We start from the raw sequence: 23,758 nt of genomic DNA, 5'->3' as shown, positions 1-23,758 counted from the left end.
GCTGGCGCGCCAACCTGCACTTCCGCCCGGCCTCGGGCCTGCTGGGCGGCACCGGTCTGGGCACCACCGTGCTGTTCGCGCTGCCCTGTGGGTACGGGCTGATGCTGACCCGGCGCAACCCGCTGCTCAAGCAAGCGGGTCGCGCCGTGTCACACCGCTAGTCGACCGAGACCAGCCGCTCCTGCTCCGAGCCGACCGGCTGGCGCGACTTCACGTAGCGCCAGCCGACGAACAGGATCAGCGCCAGCACCGGGATCGACCAGAACGCGATCCGCTCCGCGGCGCCGGACGAGAACGCCATCTGCCCGATCACCAGCGCGAGGAACGCCAGCGTCAGCCAGTTCGTGTAGGGCGCGCCTGGCATCCGGTACGAAGGCCGTTCGATCTCGCCCTTCAACGCCTTCTGCCGCAGTCGCATCTGGCAGATGATCAGCGTGGCCCAGGTGGACACGACACCCAGCGACGCCACCGCGATCGCGATGTCGAACGCCTCCTTGGGCACCAGGTAGTTGAGCACCACGCCGAACAGGTAGGCCGCACCGGTGAACAGGATGCCGCCGTAGGGCACGTGCCGGGAGTTCATCCTGCCGGTGAACGCGGGCGACTCGCCCTTCTGCGCCAACGACCTCAGGATGCGGCCGGTGGAGTACAGACCTGAGTTGCAGGAGGACAGTGCCGCGGTCAGCACCACGGCGTTCATGATGTCGCCGACAGCAGGGATCCCCATCGCGGAGAACACCGTGACGAACGGCGACTCGGTGCCGGTGAAGTGGTCCCACGGCAGAAGCATCGTCAGCAGCAGCACGGAGCCGACGTAGAAGATGCCGATGCGGTACACCACGCCGTTGATGGCGCGCGGCATGATCTTCTCGGGGTCCTTGGTCTCACCGGCCGCGATACCGACGAGTTCGATGGCCGAGTAGGCGAAGATGACGGCCTGCAGGGTCATCAGCGCGACACCGAAGCCGGCCGGGAACAGACCGCCGTGGCCCAGGGTGTTCGAGACCGACGCGGTGGTGCCGCCGATGTCGGCGTTGCCGATCACCAGGCTCGTGCCGACGACGAGGAAGACCACGATCGCGGTCACCTTGATGACCGAGAACCAGAACTCCAGCTCACCGAACAGCTTGACCGACAACATGTTGATGCCGATCAGCACGAAGAGGGCCACCAGCGCGGTGATCCACTGCGGCAGGTCCGGGAACCACTTGTGCATGTAGATCGCGACGGCGGTGATCTCGGCGATGCCGGTCATCGCCCAGTTCACCCAGTACATCCAGCCCGACGTGAAGCCGGCCCACGGACCGATGAACTCGCGGGCGTACTCGACGAAGCTGCCGGCGACCGGGCGGTGCAGCACGAGCTCGCCCAGCGCGCGCATGACGAAGAACGCCGCGAGGCCGCACACCGCGTACGACAGGATCAGCGACGGCCCCGCTGCGGCGAGACGTCCGCCCGCACCCAGGAAGAGGCCGACGCCGATCGCGCCACCGATCGCGATCATCTGCACCTGACGCTTGCTCAGCGCCTTGGTGTAGCCGTCCGCATCAGTTTCCACAGAACTCACGAGGAGGTTCCTTCCGAAAGCGGAAAAATGCTCGCGTCGGAACCTCCCGCGCCCCGACGCGCTGATGCGTTGGGACCTTAGTGAGCGGCGGTCATCACCAAGTAACCAGTTGGGGAAGGCTTAACGTAAGCGACGTCACAGAGCGCCGCGTTCAGGTCTTCCCAAATGTCCTCGACATGCTCAAGTCCAACTGAAATGCGCAGCAAATTGTCCGGAACTCCCGATGCACGCAGTTCTTCTCCCGGCACCAGGCGATGGGTCAAAGCCGAGGGATGCTCAATCAGCGTGTCGACCGAACCCAGCGACACGGCGGGCGTGATCAGCCGCAGCCGCCGCACCACCTCGACCGGGTCGCCGTGCACGCCGAACGCGATCATCGCGCCGGTCCCCCGCATCTGCAGCGACGCGGACGGGTAGCGCACGAACTCGACGGCGTCGTGCTCGGCCAGCCGTGCGGCCAGCACCGCGGCCGAACGCTGTGCGGCCTCGACGCGCAACGGCAACGTGGCCAGGCCGCGGTGCAGCAGGTAGCCGCCCAACGGGTGCAACACGGCGCCGGTGATGATCCTGACCTGCCGCAACGCCGCCGCGCGGTCCTCGGCACACGCCACCACGCCGCCGAGCACGTCGCCGTGCCCGCCGAGGTACTTGGTGCCGGAGTGCAGGACGTACGTGGCGCCGTGCAGCGCCGGGTTCTGCAGGATCGGGGTCGCGAAGGTGTTGTCGACCAGCACCGGCACCGAACCTGCCTGGCGCACGACGTGGTCGATGTCGACCAGGTCCAGGTTCGGGTTCGCCGGCGTCTCGACGACGATCAACCCGGTGTCCGGCCGGATCGCGGAGGACACCAGGCCTGCTTCGACGTAGGTGGTGGAGACGCCCAGGAGACCGGACGACAGCAGGTGGTCCGTGCCGCCGTAGAGCGGTCGCACGGCCACGACGTGCGGCTTTCCGGCCAGCACGCACGCGGCCTGGATCACCGCGGTCACCGCCGCCATGCCGCTGCCGAACGCGACGGCGGCCTCGGTGTGTTCGAGCTTCGCGAGCGCCTGCTCGAACCGGGCCACGGTCGGGTTGTGCAGCCGCGCGTAGACGGGCGACGAGGCCCGTGCGGCGCCGGTGGCCCACTCACCCAGTGCTTCCCCGCCGAGCGCCTGGTCAGGCACGGGGTAGGTGGTGGACAGGTCGATCGGGGGTGCGTGCACGCCCAGCTCCGCGAGGTCGTCGCGGCCGCCGTGCACTGCGATGGTCTCGATGCGCGTCATGGCCCGAATGGTGGAGACTTCCTCGGCAGAGTGGGCGATGAACCGCAGCAGATTCGGTGGAACGGAGAAGAGCCGTGTTGGATTCGATCGACGAGGCCATCGTGCGGGAGCTGCGGAAGGACGCGCGGCTGCAGAACAAGGACCTGGCCGAACGCGTGAACGTCGCGCAGTCGACGGCGGTGGTCCGGCACCGGGCACTGCGGGAGCGCGGCGTGATCACCGGCTATCACGCCGAGATCGATCCCAACGCGATCGGGCAGCACGTCCAGGCGATGCTCGCGGTGAAGATCCGGCCGCACACCAAGGAGATCGTCGACCCGTTCATGGCTTACGTGCTCTCACTGCCCGAAACGCTCGCGCTCTCGCACGTGACCGGTCCAGAGGATTTTCTAGTACATGTCGCAGTATCTGATGTCGGTCACCTGCAACGTCTGGTATTGGACAAATTCACCAGTCGCCGAGAGGTGACAGAGGTTCACACGAACCTGCTCTTCTCACACGTCCGCAAGCATTAGCCGCTATTGCGGAGGCCTCATGCCACGCCGACGAGCCTGAGCCCCGCCGTGGTGGCCGCCGCCAGCAGAATGACCGTGACGAACGGCAGTTTGCGCCACGCCGCGAGCCCGCCGACGACAACACCGAGCGCGAGCGCCCACCCGCCGAACTGCTTGCCGTTCGTCAACGCGGAGACCGCCACCAGCGCCAGCAGCAGCACGGTCGCGCTCGCGGAGATGATCTCTTCGACCTTGTCGGGCAACGTGACGCGGTCGCGCAGCAGCGGACCGGCGAACCGGATCGCGAACGTGCCCGCGGCGAGGATCAGGACTGCGGTGACGGGCACGGTTCCTCCTCCTTCTTCGTCCTGAACACCAGCAGTCCGCCCAGTGCGAGCAGCACGGGCAGACCGGCGGGCAGGAACGGTGTGGTCGCGAGCGCGATCGCGGCACCGACGAGCGCCGCGTTGCGCGTGGCCGCGTCCTTCAGCGCCGGAAGCGTGAGCGCGAGCATCGCCGCCGGGAACGCCGCGTCCAGCCCGAACGTCATCGGGTCGCCGATCGCCTGGCCCACAAGCGCGCCGATGAGCACACCCGTGTTCCAGCTGAAGAAGAGAGCCACGCCGCACGCCCAGTAGGCCGCCCGCGCTCTCGCGGGATCCTTCTGCGACATCGCGAAGGCCGTGGACTCGTCGATGAGCAGGTGGCTGCCGACGATCCGGGCGAGCGGGCTCCTGCCCAGCACGTCCCCGATCGCCAGCCCGAACGGCAGGTGCCGCGCGTTGAGCACCAGCCCGGCCAGCACGGCCGCGGCGGGACTGCCACCGGCGGCGACGATGCCGACGGCCATGAACTGCGAGCCGCCCGCGAAGATCACCAGCGACATCAGCACCGGCATCCACCACGGCAGTCCCGAACCGACCGAGATCGCGCCGAAGGAAGCGCCGGTCACCGCGGCGCCAAGTGCGACTGCGGCGACGTCACGCAGAAGCACACCATCAAGGGTTCGCCATATCGAACGCATCACCCATTACGATGAACACCTGAACGGGTGTTCGTCAAGCCGAACGGATGTACTTCTGTGTCGAACGCACCACTCGACCTCATCGCGGCCAACCTCCGGCGTGAGCGCGATCGCACCGGCCTGTCACTCTCGGAGCTCGCCAAGAAGGCGGGAATCGCGAAGTCGACACTCTCCCAACTGGAGTCCGGCGCCGGAAACCCCAGCGTGGAGACCCTGTGGGCACTGGGCGTGGCGCTCGGCGTCCCGATCAGCCGGCTCGTCGACCCCGCCGTGCCGCGCGTGCAGGTGATCCGCGCCGGCGAGGGCCCGGTCATCCACTCCGAGCGCGCGCACTACTCCGCCACCCTGCTGGCCGCGTGCCGTCCGGGGACCAAGCACGACATCTACTGGCTGGCGCTCGAACCCGGTGGCGCCCGCGAGTCCGAGCCGCACGTGCCGGGCAGCGTCGAGCACATGATCGTGGCGTCCGGGAGGTGCCTGGCGGGACTGGCCGAGGACCCGGTCGAGCTCGGGCCTGGTGACTACATCGTCTATCCCGCGGATCTGCCGCACATCTGCAAGGCCCTGGAGCCGGGGACCACGGCGATGATGGTGATGGAGCACACGGCCTGATTCGCCGTTTGTTCCCACTTAACCGTATAGCAGAGAGGGGGCCTTGCCACAAGACCCCGTGCATCGTTCACACTCATCGCCTCATGCCAGAACACAGGCGCACTGGGGAGCACGTGGGGTACGAAGAAGAACTGCGGTACGAGCGTGAATACGTTGCCGGTCTCTACGCACGGCTGGACGCCGAACGTGCGCGTGTGAAGGCCGCGTACCAGGCAGCGCTGGGTGGCACCGGCGAAACCGTCATGGATCGTGACAACGAGGTGCGCGCCCGGCACCGCGAGATGAAGCGGCTGAACGTGGCCGACTACGGGTTGTGCTTCGGCCGGTTGGACAGCGTCGACGGTGACGTGTCCTACATCGGCAGGATCGGGCTGTTCGACGAGGAGCAGGACTTCGAGCCGGCGCTGCTCGACTGGCGGGCCCCCGCGGCGCGCCCGTTCTACACCGCCACCGGCGCGAACGCGGAGGGCATGAGCCGCCGCCGTCAGTTCCTCACGCGTCGCCGCGCGGTGGCCGGGTTCACCGACGAGGTGTTCGGCAAGCTCGGCGAGGAGCAGGGCGACGTGGCCCTGCTGGAGGCGTTGAACGCGCCGCGCGGCGAGGGCATGCGCGACATCGTGGCGACCATCCAGGCCGAGCAGGACGCGATCATCCGGCTCGACCACCCCGGCGTCCTGGTGATCGAGGGCGGTCCCGGCACCGGCAAGACCGTCGTGGCGCTGCACCGCGTCGCGTACCTGATGTACACGCAACGCGAACGCATGGAACGGCACGGCGTGCTCGTCGTCGGCCCGAACCCGGCGTTCCTCAACCACATCGGGCGCGTGCTGCCGTCGCTGGGCGAGTCCGACGTGGTGTTCATGACCGCCGGCAGCCTCCTGCCGGGGCTCAACGCGGTGCTGGAGGACACGCCGGACGTCGCGCGGCTCAAGGGCTCGCTGAAGATGGTGGCCGTGCTGAACGCGGCCGTCGCGGACCGGCAGCGGCTGCCGGAGCAGCCCATCCCGATCACGATGAAGGACGTCGTCGTGCAGATCGGCGCCGACGTCGCCGAGTGGGCCCGGCAGGAGGCGCGCGACAGCGGCCTGCCGCACAACGAGGCCCGCGCGGTGTTCCGCGAGATCGTCACCTACGTCCTGACCGAACGGGCGCTCGGCCGGATCGGCAAGGGCTGGCTGTCGCGGTCGGACAAGCAGGGCTGGGAGGACATGCGGTCCGGCCTGGTCAAGGAGCTGGCCGACGACGAGACGTTCACCGGGGCGCTGGACTCGCTGTGGCCCGTGGTGACGCCCGCGCAGCTGCTGGGCGAGCTGTACTCGTCGCCGGCGCGGCTGGCAGTGGCCGGCGCGGACCCGTCGCTGCACCGCGCCGACGGCGAGGCGTGGACGGTCTCGGACGTGCCGCTGCTCGACGAGCTGCACGACCTGCTGGGCCGTGACGGCACCGAGCAGGCCGCCGACCAGGTGCTGTCGGAGGAACGCAGGGCCGAGGCCCGCTACGCCGCCGAGGTGCTCGACAGCCTGGTCAACCGCCAGGACCACATGGACGACGAGGACCACCTCTTCGCCACGGACATGCTGGACGCCGAGGACCTCGCCGAGCGCTTCGAAGAGCACGACCAGCGCACGCTCGTCGAACGCGCCCAGGCCGACCGCGGCTGGACCTACCGGCACGTGGTGGTCGACGAGGCACAGGAACTGTCCGAAATGGACTGGCGGGTGCTGATGCGCCGCTGCCCAGGCCGTTCCTTCACGGTGGTGGGCGACCTGGCCCAGCGTCGTTCGGAGGCGGGCGCCAGGTCGTGGGGCGAGATGCTGGAACCGTACGTGCCTGGCCGCTGGGAATACCGTTCGCTGACGGTCAACTACCGCACGCCCGCCGAGATCATGGCCGTCGCCGCGCAGGTGCTGGCCGAGTTCGCGCCGGACGTGCAGGCCCCGGAATCGGTGCGGGCCAACGGTGTGCAGCCGTGGGCCCGGCAGATCCGCGAGTCCGAACTGGCCGCGGCCATCGAGGAGTTCGAGCGCACGGAGGCCGGTTTCGAGGGCACCAGCGTGGTGATCGGGCCGCCCGGCGTGCCCGGCACGGTGCCCGCCTCGGAGACCAAGGGCCTGGAGTACGACTCGGTGCTCGTCGTCGCGCCGGAACGGATCCTGGCGCTCGGCCCGCGTGGCGCGGCGGAGCTGTACGTGGCGCTGACCCGTGCCACGCAACGGCTCGGCGTGCTGCACCACGAACCGTTGCCGGCCGCTTTGTCCGGTCTCGCCGAGACGGTGCGCAGCTGAGCGCGGCCGGCCAACCCGTGGGCGGTCGCGCCCGCGGGTTGGCCGGCGCCGGAACGAACGTTTGAGACCACACTATCGAGTACTTGCACAGCTGCTGAACCTCAGCGACGATCGATGCATGCAGATTGCAAGCACGGCTCGTATCATGGCATCCATGAGCGAACCGATCGACGCGTCGCCGCGCGCGGTGCAGATCCGCGAGGTGCCGGGCGAGGTCGTGGACATCCTCCAGGCCCGAGCCACCAGGGCCGGAGTGTCACTGACCACCTATCTGCGCAACCACCTGGTCGAGCTGGCCCGCAAGCCCACGATGGCCGAGTTGTACGAACGCTCGCGCAAGCGTGACTGGGGCGTCGACCGCGCGACGATCGTGGGCATTGTCCGCGACCTCCGCGAGGACGACGAGTGAGCTTCACGGCGGTCGTGGACACGTCCGCACTGATGGAGTTCCTGATCGGCGCGAACCCGGACCGCGAGCTCGTGCGACGGCTCCTCACCAGCACGTCCGCCGCACCGCAGCTGATCACCGCGGAGTCGTTGCACGTCCTGCGCAAACTCACGCTCAGAGGACTGCTGACCGACGAGCAGGCCGAGGAGGCCCTCGACCACGTGCTGGACACACCGATCGCGTTGATCGACCACGCACCCCTGGCCCGGCGGGTGTGGGAGCTGCGGCACGCGGTCTCGGCGTACGACGCGCTGTATCTCGCGCTCGCCGAGGAGCTCGACGTCCCGCTCGTCACCTGCGATGCCCGGCTCGGGAACGCGGCCGGGCACAAGGCGGACGTCGAGGTCTATCCCCTCTCGTGAACGACCTGATCGGGTTCGGCGGCTAGGCTCGCTCGGAAATCCTGGGGGATCCGATGAGCAAACCCAACGAACCCGATCCGTTCTCGGCCTTCGCTCCGCCCGCCGCGGAGCCGCCACCACCCGACGCGGGCAGCGGCAGACCCATCGGCGTGTACGAGGTGCCGGAACCGGTGTTGCCCGTCGCGCCCCACCGCGGTTCCGGCGGCGGCGGGAAGATCGTCGCCGTGCTGACCGTGTTCGCGCTGGCGTTGGGCGGCCTGATCTTCTGGCTGTCCACAAAGGACTCGATCAAGTTCGGCAGCGGTGACAGCGCGCCACGGACGACGGCCGCCGCGGCGACGACCACTCCGCCGACGACCACGTCGAAACCGGCGCCGTTCGCCGTGGTCGGCGACTGCGTGTCGATGACCGGCAGCGCGGCCAAGCCGGACTACAAGAAGGTCGCCTGCGGGGAACACAACTACACGGTCAGCAAGGTCGGGACGTCGTCGAGCGACAAGTGCGGCGAGCCGGCCGACGGCTACGTGCAGTACGTCCAGTTCAGCATTCTGGAAAGCGTGTCGGTCTGCCTGATCCCGGTGTTCGCCGACGGTCAGTGCTACGACTTCACGATGGCCGCGATCCAGGCCGCCGTGCCGCAGAAGGAGTGCGGCACCTTCGGGGTGGCGCGGGTGAAGGTGCTCACGAACACCGTGGACAAGGCCGCGTGCGGCGGGAACCCGTTGCTGGCGCTGGCCTATCCGGAGATCAAGACGACGTACTGCTTCACGCCGAACTCGTAGGACTCGTAGGACTTGCAGGAACGACGAAGGCGCACCGCCGTTTCAGCGGTGCGCCTTCGTTCACAGAGCTCGTTACCGGGCTTGCTTACCAGCCGCGCTCGGCCAGGCGGTGCGGCTCCGGGACGTCCTCGACGTTGATGCCGACCATGGCCTCGCCCAGGCCGCGCGAGACCTTGGCGATGACGTCCGGGTCGTCGTAGAAGGTGGTGGCCTTCACGATGGCCTCGGCGCGCTGGGCCGGGTTGCCGGACTTGAAGATGCCGGAACCGACGAACACGCCCTCGGCGCCGAGCTGCATCATCATCGCGGCGTCGGCCGGGGTGGCGATGCCGCCCGCGGTGAACAGCACGACGGGGAGCTTGCCGTTCTGCGCGATCTCCTTGACCAGCTCGTACGGCGCCTGGAGTTCCTTGGCGGCCACGTAGAGCTCGTCCTCGGGGAGGTTCTGCAGGCGGCGGATCTCCTGGCGGATCTTGCGCATGTGCGTGGTGGCGTTCGAGACGTCACCGGTGCCGGCCTCGCCCTTGGAGCGGATCATGGCCGCGCCCTCGGTGATGCGGCGCAGGGCCTCGCCGAGGTTCGTCGCACCGCAGACGAAGGGGACGGTGAACGCCCACTTGTCGATGTGGTTGGCGTAGTCGGCCGGGGTCAGCACCTCGGACTCGTCGATGTAGTCGACGCCGAGCGAGGCGAGGACCTGGGCCTCGACGAAGTGGCCGATGCGGGCCTTGGCCATCACCGGGATCGAGACGGCGTTGATGATCCCGTCGATCAGGTCGGGGTCGCTCATGCGGGCGACGCCGCCCTGCGCGCGGATGTCGGCGGGCACGCGCTCGAGCGCCATGACGGCGACGGCGCCCGCGTCCTCCGCGATCTTCGCCTGGGTGGCGTCGACCACGTCCATGATCACGCCACCCTTGAGCATCTCGGCCATGCCGCGCTTGACGCGGGCGGTACCCGTGACCTGATCAGTGCTCACCTGGGCAACCTTTCACGAGGGGAAGTCTTGGTTAACCCATCCTACGTCTGACGTGGCCTCCTCACCCAAGCCACTGGAGCCCGGAACCAGAAGGCCACTTCACGATCAACCGCAGGTCGTGACACGTGTCACTCGGTCAGTTGCGAAACGTACTCGCGAGCCGGTCGGCGCCCAGACGGGTCTTCGGGGTTGTCCCCGGAGTGGAACGGGTGTGAGATCGAACACTACGACTTGACGGAGGTCGCCATGGGAAGCAAGAACTCCGACAACGGGACACCGGCAGGCGCGGTCGCTGTAGACGATCCGGCCAAGGTCCGCAACGTCGTGCTGGTCGGCCCGTCCGGCGCGGGCAAGACGACGCTCACCGAAGCCATGCTCGCCGCCACCGGCGTGCTGACCCGCGCGGGGTCGGTCACCGAGGGCACCACGGTCTGCGACCACGATCCGGCCGCCGTGCGACAACAACGTTCGGTAGGCCTCGCGGTGGCTCCGATCCAGCACGGGGACATCAAGATCAATCTGATCGACACCCCCGGATACGTCGACTTCGTGGGTGAGCTCAGGGCAGGACTACGGGCCGCGGACGCGGCCCTTTTTGTTGTCAACGCTTTCGAAGGCGTTGACGCCGCCACCATCGCGCTGTGGGAAGAGTGCGCTCTCGTCGGCATGCCGCGTGCCGTTGTCATCACACGCACAGACCACCACCGCGCCAACTTCGGCAACGCGGTCATCGAGTGCCAGGCGGCGTTCGGCGCGGGCGTCGTGCCGTTGTACATGCCGGAGGGTGACGCGCTGGTCGGTCTCCTGACGTCCGGCGACAACTACCCGGACGAGCGCGCGGCGTTGATCGAGGGAATCATCGCCGAGAGCGAGGACGAGTCCCTCATGGACCGCTACCTGGCTGGCGAGGAGATCGACCAGGACACGCTGATCACCGACCTGGAGACCGCCGTCGCGCGCGGTTCGTTCCACCCGGTGATGCCCGTGTGCGCCGCGACCGACATGGGCCTGACAGAGCTGTTGGACGGCATCGCGCGCGCGTTCCCCTCACCGCTGGAGCACGAGGTCCCTCTCGTGACATCGGTGGACGGCATTCCGCAGCCCCGCATGGCCGCCGACCCGGACGGGCCACTCGTCGCCGAGGTGGTCCGCACCGCAGTGGACTCCTACGTCGGCCGCGTGTCGCTGGTCCGCGTCTTCTCCGGCACGCTGCGCCCCGAACGCCCCGTGCACGTCTCCGGTCACGGCATGTCCGACCGCGGCCACGAGGACCACGACGCCGACGAACGCGTGGCCCACATCTACTCACCGCTGGGCGCCTCCCTGCGCGAGGTCCCCTACTGCGTGGCCGGCGACCTGTGCGCCCTGACCAAGCTCACCACCGCCGAAACCGGCGACACCGTGTCCGCGCCCGAGAAGCCGCTCCTGATGGCCCCGTGGGACATGCCGGAGCCGCTGCTGCCCGTGGCCGTCGTCCCGCGCACCCGCAGTGACGAGGACAACCTGGCCCGCAACCTCAACCGCCTGGTCGCCAGCGACCCGACCCTGCGCCTGGACCGCAACGCCGAGACGCACCAGATGGTCCTGTGGTGCATGGGCGAGGCCCACGCCGACGTCGTGCTGGCCCGCCTGCGCGCCGGCGGAGCGGAGATCGACACCGAACCGGTCCGCGTCGCGTTGCGCGAAACCTTTGCCGGCTCGGCGAAAGGTCACGGCCGGCACGTCAAGCAATCTGGAGGTCACGGCCAGTACGCCGTGTGCGACATCGTGGTGGAACCGCTCCCCCGCGGCTCCGGCTTCGAGTTCGTCGACAAGATCGTGGGCGGCTCGATCCCCAACCAGTTCATCCCGTCCGTGGAAAAGGGCGTGCGCGCCCAGCTGGAACGGGGCCTGCACGACGGCACCCCCGTCGTCGACGTCCGCGTCACCCTCGTCGACGGCAAGGCGCACTCCGTCGACTCCTCGGACGCCGCCTTCCAGACCGCGGGCTCGATGGCGCTGAAGGAAGCCGCCGCGAACGGCCGCACGACGCTGCTGGAACCGATGGACGAGGTCGCCATCCGCCTGCCGGACGACCACCTCGGCACCGTGCTGGGCGACCTGTCCGGCCGGCGCGGCCGCGTGCTGGGCACCGAGTCCGACGAGGGCGGCTGGACGCTGATCCGCGCCGAGGTGCCGTCGTCCGAACTGCTGCGCTACGCCATCGAACTGCGCTCGCTGACGTCGGGCACCGGCACCTTCACCCGCCGCTTCTCCCGTTACGACCCGCTGCCGGAGGCGCTGGTGGCCCGCACCAGCAGGTAGGCCCGATCACTCGCGTCCTCCGCTGGCCATGAACGGCGCTTTTGTGGACCTGAGGTCCACAAAAGCGCCGTTCATGGCCAGCTCGCATCGGTGATGCAGTACTAGGTGTTCTGCGGGAACCCCAGGTTCACGCCGCCGTGCGACGGATCGAGCCACCGCGACGTGATCACCTTGGAGCGGGTGAAGAAGTGCACGCCGTGCGGCCCGTACGCGTGTGCGTCGCCGAACAACGATTCCTTCCAGCCGCCGAACGAGTAGTAGGCCACCGGCACGGGGATCGGCACGTTCACGCCGACCATGCCGACCTCGATCTCGTTCTGGAACCGGCGGGCCGCACCACCGTCGTTGGTGAAGATCGCGGTGCCGTTGCCGTACCGGTTGCTGTTCACCATCTCGACGGCTTCCTCATAGGTGTCACAGCGGACGACCGAGAGGACCGGGCCGAAGATCTCGTCGGTGTAGATCGTCATGTCCGTGCCGACGTGGTCGAACAGCGTCGGGCCGAGCCAGAACCCGCCGGCCTCGCCGTCGATCGGGTGGTCGCGGCCGTCCACGACCAACGACGCTCCCGCATCGACACCGGCGTCCAAATAGGACGTGACCTTGTCCCGGTGCACGCCGGTGACCAGCGGTCCCATCTCGCACGACGACCCGGAGCCGACCTTCACGTCGGCGATCCGCGACTTGATCTTGTCGACCAGCGAGTCGCCCACCTGGCCCACGGCCACGACCACCGAGATCGCCATGCACCGTTCGCCGGCCGAACCGAACCCGGCGGACACCGCGGCGTCCGCGGCCAGGTCCAGGTCGGCGTCGGGCAGCACGACCATGTGGTTCTTGGCGCCGCCCAACGCCTGCACGCGCTTGCCGTGCGACGTACCGGTCTCGTAGACGTACCGCGCGATCGGCGTGGAGCCGACGAACGAGATCGCCTTCACCGTCGGGTGCTCCAGCAGCCGGTCCACGGCCACCTTGTCGCCGTGCACGACGTTCAGCACGCCGTCCGGCAGCCCGGCCTCCGCGAACAGTTCGGCGATGAAGATCGACGCCGACGGGTCCTTCTCGGACGGCTTCAGCACCACCGCGTTGCCACAGGCGATCGCCGTCGGCACGAACCACAGCGGCACCATCGCCGGGAAGTTGAACGGCGAGATCACGCCGACCACGCCGACCGGCTGCTGGATCGAGTAGACGTCGACCCGCGTCGAGGCGTTCTCGCTGAACCCGCCCTTGAGCAGCTGCGGGATCCCGCACGCGTACTCGACGGATTCGAGGGCCCGCTGGATCTCGCCGCCCGCGTCCGAGACGACCTTGCCGTGCTCCGCCGAGACGATCTGCGCCAGCTCGCCCTTGCGGTCGTTGAGCAGCTCGCGGAACTTGAACATCACCGTCGAGCGCTGTGCGAGCGACGCGTTTCGCCAGGACGCAAACGCTTCCGCCGCCGAGGAGACGGCTGCGTCCACTTCGGACACCGATGCGAAGGCGACCTGTGAGGCCACCTTGCCGGTCGTCGGGTCGTAGACGTCGCCAACGCGCTCGGGAGTGTCTTCCCAATGCTTGCCGTTGATCCAGTGCTTGATCACGCCTTCTCCACCGCCTGCGCCAAGATCCCCAGAGCCTCTTCCAGTTCGTCCTCGGTCAGCGTCATCGGCGGCGCCAACCGGATCACGTTGCCGTACAGGCCGCCCTTGCCGACGAGCAGTCCGCGCGCCTTCGTCTCGGCCAGCACCGTGGCCGCGGCACCGGCGTTCGGTTCGCCCTCGGGCCCGACGAACTCGACACCGACCATCAGGCCCTTGCCGCGCACGTCACCGATGATCGGGTGCTTGTCCGCGAGTTCGCGCAGGCCCCCGAGCAGGCGCGAACCCAGCTTGGCCGCGTTGGCCTGCAGGTCGTGGTCGAGCAGGTAGTTCAGGGTGGCGAGCGCGCCGGCCGTGGAGACCGGGTTGCCGCCGAACGTGGAGATCGAGTTGGCGTTGATCGCGTCCATCAGGTCGCCGCGCGCGACCACGCCGCCGATCGCGAGGCCGTTGCCGAGGCCCTTGGCGAACGTCATCGCGTCCGGCACCACGTCGTGCGCCTGGATGCCCCAGAAGTGCTCGCCGGTGCGTCCCCAGCCGGTCTGCACCTCGTCGGAGACGAAGAGGATCCCGTACTCGTCCAGGACGTCCTTGAACGCGCGGAACAGGCCGTCGGGCGGGGAGGTGAAGCCGCCGACGCCCTGGATCGGCTCGGCGATCATGCACGCGACGTCGCCGGACGTGGTGGTCTCGATGATCTCGCGCAGGTCGTCGACACAGGCCTTGATGTAGTCCTTGTCGTCCATCGCCTTGAACGGGCTGCGGTAGCGGTAGCCGCCGTGCACCCAGCTGACCTTGATCGGCGAGAGCGCGCTGGCCGACCAACCGCGGTTGCCCGTGATGGCGACCGTGGCGAACGCACGGCCGTGGTAGCTGTTGCGCAGGGCCAGCACCTGCTCGCTGCGGCGCGCCTGAGTGGCGAGCATCAGCGCGGTCTCGTTGGCCTCGGTGCCGGAGTTGGTGAAGAACACCTTGGCGTCCGGGATGCCGCTCAGCTCGGCGATCTTCTCCGCGAGCTCGACCTGCGACTTGATCAGGTACAGCGTCGAGCTGTGCAGGACGCCGGTGTCGAGCTGCGAGCGGATCGCGTCGCTGATCTCGGCGACGTCGTAACCGATGGCGTTGGTCAGGATGCCCGCGAAGAAGTCCAGGTAGGTCGTGCCCTCGCGATCTGTCACCCGGCGCCCGCTGGCGCTCGCGATCTCGATGGGCTCGTCGTAGTAGAGGGCCAGCCACTTCGGCATCACCGCGCGGTGTCGTGCCAGCAGCTCCTTGTGAGCCATCTCGTCCTCCAGGGGGTGTCCACCTGTCCTCGGAGTCTGCTGGGAGGCCGGGTTCGCCGCCATGCACAACCTGTACCCGGATCGGGCGGTTGGCATTACGTTGTGTCCATGTACCCGACCGTCGCCGAAGTCGTCGCTCTCCCGGTGATCCGGCAGGGTAAGCCACGTTTGGTGGCCGGATCGGCCGGCCTTTCACGCCGCGTCCGCTGGGTGCATGTGGCGGAGATCGCAGACATCGCGCCATTGCTGCGCGGCGGCGAGCTGGTGCTCACGACCGGTGTGATGCTGCCCGAGTCCGGCCTCGCCCAGTACATCGAGGAACTCGCCGCGGTGGGCTGCGCCGGGCTGGTCGTCGAGCTGGGCCGGCGGTGGCGCGACGACGTGCCGGCCGCCCTGGTCACCGCCGCGGAACACCACGGGTTACCGCTGCTCACGCTCTCGGAGGAGACGAAGTACGTCGCCGTGACGGAGGCGGTGGTGGCGTTGATCGTGGACGCCCAGCTGGCCGAGCTGCGGGCCGCGGAGCAGGTCCACGAGACGTTCACGGCGCTGACGGTCGCCGGGGCCGAGCCCGCCGAGGTGCTGCGCGAGGTGGCGCGCACGTCCGGGCTGCCGGTGGTGCTGGAGACCCTGGGCCACGACGTGCTGGCCTACGACGCGGCCGGGCACGATCCGGTGGTGCTGCTCGACGACTGGGCGGCGCGCTCGCGGGCGGTCACGGTGTCCGAGCGGACCGCCTACCACTCCGGGTCCGGCTGGTTGATCACGATCGTCGGGGCGCGCGGGGCCGACTGGGGACGGCTCGTGCTCGTGTCTCCGGAGCCGCCGCCGCACCGGCACGTGGTGGTCGCCGAGCGCGCTGCGTCCGCATTGGCCGTGCACCGGTTGGTGGCGCGTGACCGTGAATCGTTGGAACGGCAGACGCACCGCACTCTGCTCGCACAGCTGTTGGGTCAGTCCGCCCAGGCGCCTGACCTAGGTGCGCGGGCGGCCGCACTGGGCGTGCCGTTGGAACGGCGGCAGCTGATCGGCGTGGCGGTCCGGCCGGTGTCCGTGCTGCAGGGGCAAACGCTTGCCACGCAGGAGGTTCTGCGTGATCTCGCCGAGGCGACGGCGCTGGCGGGCCGACGGGTGACGGTCGCGGCGCTGGTCGGCGTCGTGGACGACACATCGGTGCGTGCGCTGCTGTCCGTGCCGATGACCGTTGGAGTGGAAGGCGTGCTGCGCAAGGTCGCGCGCGAGATCCACCGCACGGCCGCGTCGCCGGTGGTGATCGCCGTGGGCACGACCGTGACGTCCACAACGGACGTTCGCCGGTCGCTGGGCGAGGCCGCGCACGTTGCCGGAGCGGCGTTGCGGGCGCCGGGATCGCAGCTCTACCACCGGCTGGACGACGTGCGGTTGCGCGGGTTGCTGCACCTGCTGCGCGAGGACGAGCGGGTGCGGGCGTTCGCGGACCGCGAGCTGGGACCGTTGCTGGCGCGGGATTCCGCTCAGGGCTCACGGCTGGTGGAGCTGCTGCGGTGCCTGTGCGAGAACGGCGGCAACAAGTCGGCGGCCGCGGGCGCCGCGCACCTGTCCCGCACCGCCTACTACCAGCAGCTGGCGCGGATCGAGCAGGTCCTGGGCGTCTCGCTGGAGGACCCGGAGTCCGTGCTGTCGCTGTACGTCGCGCTGCTGGTGCACGAAATGGGCCCGTGAGGTACCACGGGCCCATTTTCGGCGTGCGACTCAGCCGTTGATCGTCGGCAGCGTGCCCGACAGCACGTTCGGGTTCGGCACGACGCCGTTGGTCGGCAGGTCGGACAGGCTCGGGGCCTTCAGGTCACCGACGTGCGCGTTGCCGGCCAGGCCCTCGGCGTTCGGCAGCGACGGCAGGGTGCCGAGCTCGGGCAGCGGCGCGGGCACGGTGCGCTCCTGCGCGGCACCCGGAAGCGCCGGGACGGCCGGGACCGCGCCCAGCGGCAGGTCGCTGACCACGGGCGCCTGGATCTGGCCGAGGTTGACGGCGCCGGCCGACTCGAGCGGGTTCGCGTGCGAGGTGGCGTCGGAGATCACCTTGTCCGCGCCGACCTCGGGGAGGCCACCGTTCAGCTGCGGCACCTCCACGGCGTTGGCCGAGCCCGCGAGCAGCGGGGCCGCACCGGCGGCGAGAAGGGCGGCGGCGCGGAACAGTCCGGAACGAGACACAGTTTTCCTCAATCTGGTTTGGGGACCGATCTTCGTTTTCATCGGCTGATTTGGTTCGCCGATTAATCCGCTCGATCGGGTGTTGAGGACTTGAACCTCCCGCCACGTGAGGTCCTACGGTCTTGGTGTGACCCGTTGGAGCATCGGTGACCTGGCCAAAGCGAGCGGACTGACCGTCCGCACGCTCTACCACTACGACGAGATCGGACTTGTCGTCGCGTCGGAGCGCACGGCATCCGGTCACCGTCGGTACACCCCGGACGACGTCCGCCGCCTCTATCAGGTGAGATCGCTGCGCCAGCTCGGTCTTTCCCTGGAAGAGGTCCGATCGGCACTGTCCCGTTCGGACTCGCTGCGGCCGATCTTCCAGGCCCAGCTGGCCGCGCTGACCGCGCAGGTGCAGCAGGTCGAGGTGCTGCGGTCGCGGATCGCCGCGCTGCTCGACGGGCACACCACCGAGTCCCTTCTGTCCACTTTGGAGATGATGTCCGTGTACGAGAGCTACTTCACCGCCGATCAGCTGGCCGACCTGCGTTCCCGTGCGGCCTCGATGGGCCCGGAGGCCGTGGAGGCGCTGAAGGCTTCCTGGCAGGAACTGGTGCAACAGCTGCGTCAGCACATGGCGGACGGCACGCCCGCTACCGACCCACGCGTCGTGGAGCTGTCACGGCAGTGGGACGCGCTCGGGGCCAAGTTCACCGGCGACGACCCCGCGATCAAGGCCGCCGCGCAACGGTCGTGGGAGGAGAACAAGTCGTCGATCAGCACCCAGATCGGGTGGCCCGCGGAGGACGGCCTGGTGGATTACGTAAGTCAGGCGCGCGCGGCTCAGTGAGGTGAAAAAGTGTCGTCATGTCCGCCGATGACGACACACGCCGACTGCAAGCCGCCAACCCGACGGGTTGGTTCGAAGATCTCTACGCGGAGGCCGAAGCCGGCACGGCCTCCGTCCCGTGGGATCAGCCCCATCCGCAACCGCAGCTCGTCGAGTGGGGCGCGGGCCGCGACGGCACCGGCCGGCGCGCGCTGGTCGTGGGCTGCGGGTACGGCCGCGACTCGGAGTACCTGGCGTCGCTGGGTTTCGACGTGGTCGCGTTCGACATCTCCCCCACCGGGATCGCGGCGGTCCAGGCGCGCTATCCCTCGTCTCCAGTTTCCTACGTCGTCGCCGACCTGCTGAACCCGCCCGCCGAGTGGCACCACGCGTTCGACCTGGTCGTGGAGAACATGACCGTGCAGGCGCTGCCCGTCGAACTGCACGCGCAGGCGACCGAACGCGTCGCGTGGCTGACCGGCGAAACCCTGCTGGTGCTCGCCGTCGCCCGCGAGGAAGGCCCCACGCCCGACGGCCCGCCGTGGCCGCTGACGCCGTCCGAGATCATGGCTTTCGAAACCGACGGCCTGCGGGCGAGCAAGGTGCGGCGCGACCAGTACCGCTGGACGGCGGAATTCGTGCGCTAACTGTCCATGAACTGACTACTTATGCCGGACTTCTGCCGCATAGCGTGAATCATGCTCGTTCGTCGGCTGATCGCCCGCCTGCTCGACTGGCTCCTGGTGCTGGTCGTGGCGTGGCCGTTGGTTCACGAACCCATGCTGGTGGTGCTCTGCGCGGCCGTGTACGACGCTCTGCTGCTGCGGCTGAACACCCTCGGCAAAGCCCTGACAGGGCTGCGGGTGGTGGGCCCCGCGTCCGGACTGCGCGTAAGACGAGCACTGGCCCGCACGCTCATCACGACCGCGCTACCCGGCGCGGGCGCGGTGCTCGTGCTGACCGGTCTGAGCTGGCGGGAACCGGCGCTGATGGCGGGCCTCGGCTGGCAACAGCCGTGGGTCGTCATCGGCGAGCACGTGGCCGTGAGCTCGGCGGGCTGGCTCGGGTCGCTGCTGCTGGTGTCCGGGCTGGTGCTGCTCGTGCTTTCCGCTGTGGAGTCGTTGGATCTGCGCGGGACGCGGACGTGGCACGACCGTAAGGCGGGCACGGCCGTGGTGCGCCTCAAAGTGCGCGCCCAATGAACCCCAACGCCTCCGGCAGCACGCGACGCCAGTAGCCGTCGCTGTGCTCGCCGTGCTCGAACGACCCTTGCGCCCCCACCGCACGAGCCAGGTCCAGCGCCGGGTCGTGGAACGGGTCCTCCTGCCCGCACCAGATCCCCACCGGTGACTTGATGCTCGCCGTGTGGCGCAACGGCTCGTGTCGCTCCCACACCTCGCGCGACGCGAACCCGTTGATCCGCCGGGCGTCGTCCCACGTCGGGAACAGCGCCGGGCTGATCGCCGCGACGGCCTTCAGCGACTGCCGCGACGCGATGTCCAGGACCCCGAACCCGCCCATCGACACGCCCAAGGCCGCTTCGAACGGCACCGGCGGCGTGAGGTTCACCCAGTAGTCCTCGCCGCCGTTGACCACGGCACAGCGGAACTTCGCGCCGTCGAGGAACTGCGGCAGGCCGAGGTCCTGCCACCACCGGACGCTGCCGCCGCGTCCGTGCAGCACGAGCACGGCCGGGCCGGACGAGCCCATCCAGGCACCCCAGGGCGTGGGCTGAACGGGTACAGGTGGCACGTCGGGCACCACGCCGTCCGGGCCGGTCCAGCCCAGCAGCCGGCGGCCGCGCGGGGTCAGCGCGCCGTACGTCGCGGCCGTCCCCACCAGGCCCGCGCCCGCGAGCAAGACCGTCCGCCGTGGAATCCCCATACCGATCAGTGAAACAGAACGTGCGCACAATGTGCGCCGATCATGACAAGCGTGGACACTCTGACACTGCCACACCTGCGGCAGCGGACCCAGGATTCCGGGATGGAAACCGACCGCGTTCGGGTTGTTTCAGCAGCGTAACAGGGGGTTGAACGATGGCAGTCGAGTCCTCACCGCCCCAGGTCACACCTGACGGCCGGGTCGAACTGAGCGACGCAGGTCCCATCAAGGACAGCCGCTTCTACAACCCCGAGCTCGCGCCGGTGCCGATCGAGCAGCGCACCTGGACGACGTACAACTTCTTCGCGCTGTGGATGGGCATGGCGCACAACATCCCCAGTTACACGCTGGCCGCGAGCCTGATCGCGCTCGGCATGGACTGGGTGCAGGCGTTCCTCACGATCACCCTGGGCAACCTGATCGTGCTGGTCCCCATGCTGCTCAACAGCCACGCCGGCACGAAGTACGGCATCCCGTTCCCCGTGTTCGCCCGCGCGTTCTACGGGATCCGGGGCGCCAACCTGGTCGCGCTGCTGCGGGCGTTCATCGCGTGCGCCTGGTTCGGCATCCAGACGTGGGTCGGCGGCAAGGCGCTGCACGTGATCATCGGCAGGCTGGCCGGTGACGGGTGGGCGAAGGCGTCGCAGATCGGCGGGCAGCCGTGGACGTTGTGGTTGTGCTTCTTCGGGTTCTGGGTCGTGCAGATGCTGATCATCTGGCGTGGCATGGACGCGATCCGGCGTTTCGAGAACTGGACGGCGCCGCTGGTCAGCGTCGGGTTCCTGATCCTGCTGGGCTACGTGCTGGTGAAGGCGGGCGGGTTCGGGCCGATCCTGCACCAGGGCAGCACGCTCGGCTGGGGACCGGACTTCTGGAAGGTCTTCTTCCCCTCGCTGATGGGCATGATCGCGTTCTGGTCGACGCTCAGCCTGAACATGCCGGACTTCACGCGGTTCGGTGGTAGCCAGAGGAAACAGGTCACCGGACAGATCCTCGGCCTGCCGACCACCATGTCGTTCATCGCGATCGTCGCGATCCTGACCACGTCCGGCGCGCAGGCCCTCTACGGCGAGGCGATCTGGGACCCGGCGGATCTGGCATCCCGGTTCGACAGCACGCTCCTCGTGCTCATCGCGTTGATGTCGCTGGTGCTGGCGACCATCTCGGCGAACCTCGCGGCGAACGTCGTCAGCCCCTCCTACGACTTCTCGAACGCGTTCCCCAAGCGCATCACGTTCGCGGTCGGCGGCCTGATCACCGGCGTGGTCGGCATCCTGATCCAGCCGTGGCGGCTGATCTCCGACCCGAGCATCTACATCTTCGCGTGGCTCGGGTTCTACGGCGGTCTGCTGGCGAGCGTCGCCGGTGTGTTCGTGGCCGGGTACTGGGTGATCAAGAAGACCCGGCTCGAACTCCAGGACCTGTACCTCGACGGACGCGGTGCGTACTGGTTCAACGGCGGCTGGAACTGGCGTGCGGTCGTGGCGACGCTCGTGGGCTCGGTGCTCGCGGTCGGCGGCGCCTACGGCGGGCCGTTCCCGGCGGACGGCCTGATTCCGTTCCTCAAGCCGCTCTACGACTACAACTGGGTGATCGGTTTCGCGGCCGGTTTCCTGGTTTTCCTTGCTCTGAAGGACAACACGGCAAAGGAGACGACCAGGTGAGCAACATCATCCGGGCGGCGCTCGTCCAGCAGAAGTGGACGGGCGACAAGGAGTCGATGATCGCGAACGCGGTCGAGCACATCCGCAGCGCCGCTTCCCAGGGCGCGCAGGTGTTGTGTCTCCAGGAGCTCTTCTACGGCCCGTACTTCTGCCAGGTGCAGGACGCGGACTTCTACTCCTACACCGAGGCGATCCCGGACGGCCCCACGACGGAGCTGATGCAGGAGGTCGCGGCGCAGAACAACATCGTGCTGATCGTGCCGATGTACGAGGTGGAACAGCCGGGCGTGTACTACAACACCGCGGCCGTGATCGACGCGGACGGCACCTACCTCGGCAAGTACCGCAAGAACCACATCCCGCAGGTCAAGGGCTTCTGGGAGAAGTTCTACTTCAAGCCGGGCAACCTCGGTTACCCCGTGTTCGACACCGCGGTCGGCCGGATCGGCGTCTACATCTGCTACGAACGCCACTTCCCCGAGGGCTGGCGCGCGCTGGGCCTGGCCGGCGCGAAGATCGTGTTCAACCCGTCGGCGACGTCGCGTTCGCTGTCCGAGTACCTGTGGAAGCTGGAGCAGCCCGCGGCGGCCGTCGCGAACGAGTACTTCGTCGGCGCGATCAACCGCGTGGGCGTGGAACCGTTGGGTGACAACGAGTTCTACGGGCAGACGTACTTCGTGTCGCCGCGCGGCCAGCTCGTCGGCGACGCCGCGTCCGACACCGAGGAAGAGCTCGTGGTGCGCGACCTCGACCTGGACCTGCTGACCGAGGTCCGCGACACGTGGGCGTTCTACCGCGACCGCCGCCCCGACACCTACGAGGGCCTGGTGACGCCGTGAGCACCCTGATCCGCAACGGCTTGGTCATCAACGCGACCGGCTCGCACGCGGCCGACGTGCTGATCGACGGCGAGCACATCGCCGCGCTGGTCACGCCGGGGTTCGAGGTGCAGGCCGACGAGGTCGTCGACGCGGCGGGAAAGTACGTGATCCCCGGCGGGATCGACGTGCACACGCACATGGAGATGCCGTTCGGCGGCACCCAGTCCGCGGACACCTTCGAGACCGGCACGACCGCGGCGGCGTGGGGCGGCACCACCACGATCGTCGACTTCGCCGTGCAGCCCAAGGGTTCCTCGTTGCTGTCCACTCTGGACAAGTGGCACACCAAGGCCGACGGCAACTGCGCGGTCGACTACGGCTTCCACATGATCATCTCCGACGTGAACGACCAGTCGCTCAAGGAGATGGAGTCGTGCATCGCCCAGGGCGTGAACAGCTTCAAGATGTTCATGGCCTACCCCGGCGTCTTCTACGCCACCGACGGCGAGATCCTGCGCGCCATGCAGAAGGCGCGCGAAACCGGCGCCACGATCATGATGCACGCGGAGAACGGCATCGCGATCGACCAGCTCGTCGCGCAGGCGCTCGCCAACGGCCTGGGCGACCCGGTGCAGCACGGCCTGACCCGTCCGCCGGAGCTGGAGGGCGAGGCAACCTCGCGCGCCATCCAGCTGGCGAAGGTGACCGGTTCCCCGTTGTACATCGTGCACTTGTCGGCCGCGCAAGCGCTTGACGCTGTCACGGCCGCACGGGACACGGGCCAGAACGTGTTCGCCGAAACCTGCCCGCAGTACCTGTACCTGTCGCTGGAGGACTTGGCGCGTCCGGGCTTCGAAGGCGCCAAGTACGTGGCGTCGCCGCCGTTGCGCCCCAAGGAACACCAGTCGTCGCTGTGGCGCGGGCTCAGGACGAACGACCTGTCCGTCGTGAGCACCGACCACTGCCCGTTCTGCTTCAAGGACCAGAAACAGCTGGGCGTCGGCGACTTCTCCAAGATCCCCAACGGCATGCCCGGCGTCGAGCACCGCGTCGACCTGCTGCACCAGGGCGTCGCGAAGGGCGAGATCACCCGCGAACGCTGGGTCGAGATCGTGTCGACGACCCCGGCCAGGATGTTCGGCATGTACCCGCGCAAGGGCGTGATCGCGCCGGGCGCCGACGCGGACGTCGTGATCTACGACCCCGCCGCCACCCAGACGATCTCCGCCGAGACCCACCACATGGCCGTGGACTACTCGGCCTACGAGGGCTTCGAACTCGCGGGCCGGGTCGACACCGTGTTCTCCCGCGGCCGCAAGGTGATCGCCGACGGCGCCTACCACGGCTCCACGGGCCACGGCCGGTTCGTGTCCCGCGATCTCAACCAGTACCTGGTCTAG

Annotated in this window: 23 protein-coding genes; 14 read left to right on the top strand and 9 right to left on the bottom strand. The window is 68.7% G+C overall.

Annotation, left to right across the window (positions count from 1 at the left end):
- Nucleotides 1–157 precede the first annotated feature (157 nt).
- Together B0F77_RS37595 and B0F77_RS37590 are read right to left on the bottom strand one after the other, a co-directional pair.
- Nucleotides 158–1,504: an amino acid permease gene (locus B0F77_RS37595; protein ID WP_245849156.1), complete on the bottom strand. Its 1,347-nt coding sequence runs from the start codon at nucleotides 1,502–1,504 to the stop codon at nucleotides 158–160.
- A gap of 140 nt (nucleotides 1,505–1,644) precedes the next feature.
- The gene (locus B0F77_RS37590) at nucleotides 1,645–2,832 is read right to left on the bottom strand and encodes a trans-sulfuration enzyme family protein (protein ID WP_086667811.1); all 1,188 of its coding nucleotides are present in this window, start codon (nucleotides 2,830–2,832) and stop codon (nucleotides 1,645–1,647) included.
- A gap of 74 nt (nucleotides 2,833–2,906) precedes the next feature.
- On the opposite strand from B0F77_RS37590, the gene B0F77_RS37585 reads away from it, so the two are divergent.
- On the top strand, nucleotides 2,907–3,347 hold the full coding sequence (locus B0F77_RS37585; protein WP_086667810.1) for an Lrp/AsnC family transcriptional regulator: 441 nt from the start codon (nucleotides 2,907–2,909) through the stop codon (nucleotides 3,345–3,347).
- A gap of 17 nt (nucleotides 3,348–3,364) precedes the next feature.
- Here B0F77_RS37585 and B0F77_RS37580 read toward each other — a convergent pair whose 3' ends face one another.
- Both B0F77_RS37580 and B0F77_RS37575 read right to left on the bottom strand, forming a co-directional pair.
- Nucleotides 3,365–3,673 (bottom strand): AzlD domain-containing protein, encoded by a 309-nt coding sequence (locus tag B0F77_RS37580; protein ID WP_086667809.1) that lies wholly within the window; start codon nucleotides 3,671–3,673, stop codon nucleotides 3,365–3,367.
- Nucleotides 3,652–4,350 carry an AzlC family ABC transporter permease gene (locus tag B0F77_RS37575; protein WP_086667808.1) on the bottom strand — a complete coding sequence of 233 codons (699 nt, stop codon included), beginning with the start codon at nucleotides 4,348–4,350 and terminating at the stop codon, nucleotides 3,652–3,654. The genes B0F77_RS37580 and B0F77_RS37575 overlap by 22 nt, the downstream gene beginning before the upstream one ends.
- A 57-nt stretch (nucleotides 4,351–4,407) precedes the next feature.
- On the opposite strand from B0F77_RS37575, the gene B0F77_RS37570 reads away from it, so the two are divergent.
- The 5 genes from B0F77_RS37570 (at nucleotide 4,408) to B0F77_RS37550 (ending at nucleotide 8,839) form a co-directional block, all read left to right on the top strand.
- Nucleotides 4,408–4,962 carry a helix-turn-helix domain-containing protein gene (locus tag B0F77_RS37570; protein ID WP_086667807.1) on the top strand — a complete coding sequence of 185 codons (555 nt, stop codon included), beginning with the start codon at nucleotides 4,408–4,410 and terminating at the stop codon, nucleotides 4,960–4,962.
- An 83-nt stretch (nucleotides 4,963–5,045) separates the two neighbouring features.
- Nucleotides 5,046–7,247, top strand: coding sequence for an RNA polymerase recycling motor ATPase HelR (gene helR / locus B0F77_RS37565; RefSeq protein ID WP_211294227.1), 2,202 nt, complete (start codon nucleotides 5,046–5,048; stop codon nucleotides 7,245–7,247).
- Nucleotides 7,248–7,401: 154 nt separating this feature from the next.
- Nucleotides 7,402–7,656 carry a hypothetical protein gene (locus B0F77_RS37560; RefSeq protein ID WP_143467118.1) on the top strand — a complete coding sequence of 85 codons (255 nt, stop codon included), beginning with the start codon at nucleotides 7,402–7,404 and terminating at the stop codon, nucleotides 7,654–7,656.
- Nucleotides 7,653–8,057 carry a type II toxin-antitoxin system VapC family toxin gene (locus B0F77_RS37555; protein WP_086667805.1) on the top strand — a complete coding sequence of 135 codons (405 nt, stop codon included), beginning with the start codon at nucleotides 7,653–7,655 and terminating at the stop codon, nucleotides 8,055–8,057. The genes B0F77_RS37560 and B0F77_RS37555 overlap by 4 nt, the downstream gene beginning before the upstream one ends.
- A gap of 53 nt (nucleotides 8,058–8,110) precedes the next feature.
- Nucleotides 8,111–8,839 carry an LppU/SCO3897 family protein gene (locus B0F77_RS37550; protein WP_086667804.1) on the top strand — a complete coding sequence of 243 codons (729 nt, stop codon included), beginning with the start codon at nucleotides 8,111–8,113 and terminating at the stop codon, nucleotides 8,837–8,839.
- Nucleotides 8,840–8,924: 85 nt separating this feature from the next.
- Here B0F77_RS37550 and pdxS read toward each other — a convergent pair whose 3' ends face one another.
- Nucleotides 8,925–9,818, bottom strand: a complete 894-nt coding sequence (gene pdxS, locus B0F77_RS37545) for a pyridoxal 5'-phosphate synthase lyase subunit PdxS (RefSeq protein ID WP_086667803.1) — start codon at nucleotides 9,816–9,818, stop codon at nucleotides 8,925–8,927.
- 246 nt (nucleotides 9,819–10,064) lie between these two features.
- Here pdxS and B0F77_RS37540 point away from each other — a divergent pair, with 246 nt between their 5' ends.
- Nucleotides 10,065–12,122 carry an elongation factor G-like protein EF-G2 gene (locus B0F77_RS37540; protein WP_086667816.1) on the top strand — a complete coding sequence of 686 codons (2,058 nt, stop codon included), beginning with the start codon at nucleotides 10,065–10,067 and terminating at the stop codon, nucleotides 12,120–12,122.
- Between the two features lie 101 nt (nucleotides 12,123–12,223).
- On the opposite strand, the gene B0F77_RS37535 is transcribed toward B0F77_RS37540, so the two are convergent.
- Together B0F77_RS37535 and B0F77_RS37530 are read right to left on the bottom strand one after the other, a co-directional pair.
- Entirely contained in the window at nucleotides 12,224–13,705 is a 1,482-nt protein-coding gene (locus tag B0F77_RS37535) for a CoA-acylating methylmalonate-semialdehyde dehydrogenase (RefSeq protein ID WP_086667802.1), read from the bottom strand.
- Complete coding sequence (locus B0F77_RS37530) at nucleotides 13,702–14,985, bottom strand: aspartate aminotransferase family protein (protein WP_086667801.1); 1,284 nt, start codon at nucleotides 14,983–14,985, stop codon at nucleotides 13,702–13,704. The genes B0F77_RS37535 and B0F77_RS37530 overlap by 4 nt, the downstream gene beginning before the upstream one ends.
- 108 nt (nucleotides 14,986–15,093) lie before the next feature.
- Here B0F77_RS37530 and B0F77_RS37525 point away from each other — a divergent pair, with 108 nt between their 5' ends.
- Nucleotides 15,094–16,686, top strand: a complete 1,593-nt coding sequence (locus B0F77_RS37525; protein ID WP_086667800.1) for a PucR family transcriptional regulator — start codon at nucleotides 15,094–15,096, stop codon at nucleotides 16,684–16,686.
- Between the two features lie 30 nt (nucleotides 16,687–16,716).
- Here the strand turns inward: B0F77_RS37525 and B0F77_RS37520 are convergent, their stop codons facing one another.
- Nucleotides 16,717–17,175 (bottom strand): hypothetical protein, encoded by a 459-nt coding sequence (locus tag B0F77_RS37520; RefSeq protein WP_086667799.1) that lies wholly within the window; start codon nucleotides 17,173–17,175, stop codon nucleotides 16,717–16,719.
- 127 nt (nucleotides 17,176–17,302) lie between these two features.
- Here B0F77_RS37520 and B0F77_RS37515 point away from each other — a divergent pair, with 127 nt between their 5' ends.
- From B0F77_RS37515 to B0F77_RS37505, 3 genes are read left to right on the top strand one after another with little or no spacing between them, the layout of a single operon-like run.
- Nucleotides 17,303–18,010 carry a MerR family transcriptional regulator gene (locus B0F77_RS37515; protein ID WP_211294226.1) on the top strand — a complete coding sequence of 236 codons (708 nt, stop codon included), beginning with the start codon at nucleotides 17,303–17,305 and terminating at the stop codon, nucleotides 18,008–18,010.
- 17 nt (nucleotides 18,011–18,027) lie between these two features.
- Nucleotides 18,028–18,636, top strand: coding sequence for a class I SAM-dependent methyltransferase (locus tag B0F77_RS37510; RefSeq protein WP_086667797.1), 609 nt, complete (start codon nucleotides 18,028–18,030; stop codon nucleotides 18,634–18,636).
- Between the two features lie 51 nt (nucleotides 18,637–18,687).
- On the top strand, nucleotides 18,688–19,191 hold the full coding sequence (locus tag B0F77_RS37505; protein ID WP_086667796.1) for an RDD family protein: 504 nt from the start codon (nucleotides 18,688–18,690) through the stop codon (nucleotides 19,189–19,191).
- Here the strand turns inward: B0F77_RS37505 and B0F77_RS37500 are convergent.
- The gene (locus B0F77_RS37500; RefSeq protein WP_086667795.1) at nucleotides 19,172–19,873 is read right to left on the bottom strand and encodes an alpha/beta hydrolase; all 702 of its coding nucleotides are present in this window, start codon (nucleotides 19,871–19,873) and stop codon (nucleotides 19,172–19,174) included. The two genes, B0F77_RS37505 and B0F77_RS37500, sit on opposite strands and share 20 nt — an antisense overlap.
- Before the next feature lie 155 nt (nucleotides 19,874–20,028).
- Between B0F77_RS37500 and B0F77_RS37495 the strand changes: the two genes are divergently transcribed.
- From B0F77_RS37495 to hydA, 3 genes are read left to right on the top strand one after another with little or no spacing between them, the layout of a single operon-like run.
- Nucleotides 20,029–21,537, top strand: coding sequence for an NCS1 family nucleobase:cation symporter-1 (locus tag B0F77_RS37495; RefSeq protein ID WP_086667794.1), 1,509 nt, complete (start codon nucleotides 20,029–20,031; stop codon nucleotides 21,535–21,537).
- On the top strand, nucleotides 21,534–22,376 hold the full coding sequence (locus B0F77_RS37490; protein ID WP_086667793.1) for a nitrilase-related carbon-nitrogen hydrolase: 843 nt from the start codon (nucleotides 21,534–21,536) through the stop codon (nucleotides 22,374–22,376). The genes B0F77_RS37495 and B0F77_RS37490 overlap by 4 nt, the downstream gene beginning before the upstream one ends.
- Nucleotides 22,373–23,758 (top strand): dihydropyrimidinase, encoded by a 1,386-nt coding sequence (gene hydA, locus B0F77_RS37485; protein WP_086667792.1) that lies wholly within the window; start codon nucleotides 22,373–22,375, stop codon nucleotides 23,756–23,758. The genes B0F77_RS37490 and hydA overlap by 4 nt, the downstream gene beginning before the upstream one ends.

The sequence above is a fragment of the Lentzea kentuckyensis genome (genome assembly GCF_002150765.1).
Taxonomy (GTDB): Bacteria; Actinomycetota; Actinomycetes; order Mycobacteriales; family Pseudonocardiaceae; genus Lentzea; species Lentzea kentuckyensis.
This window is presented reverse-complemented; position numbering and strand designations above follow the sequence as displayed.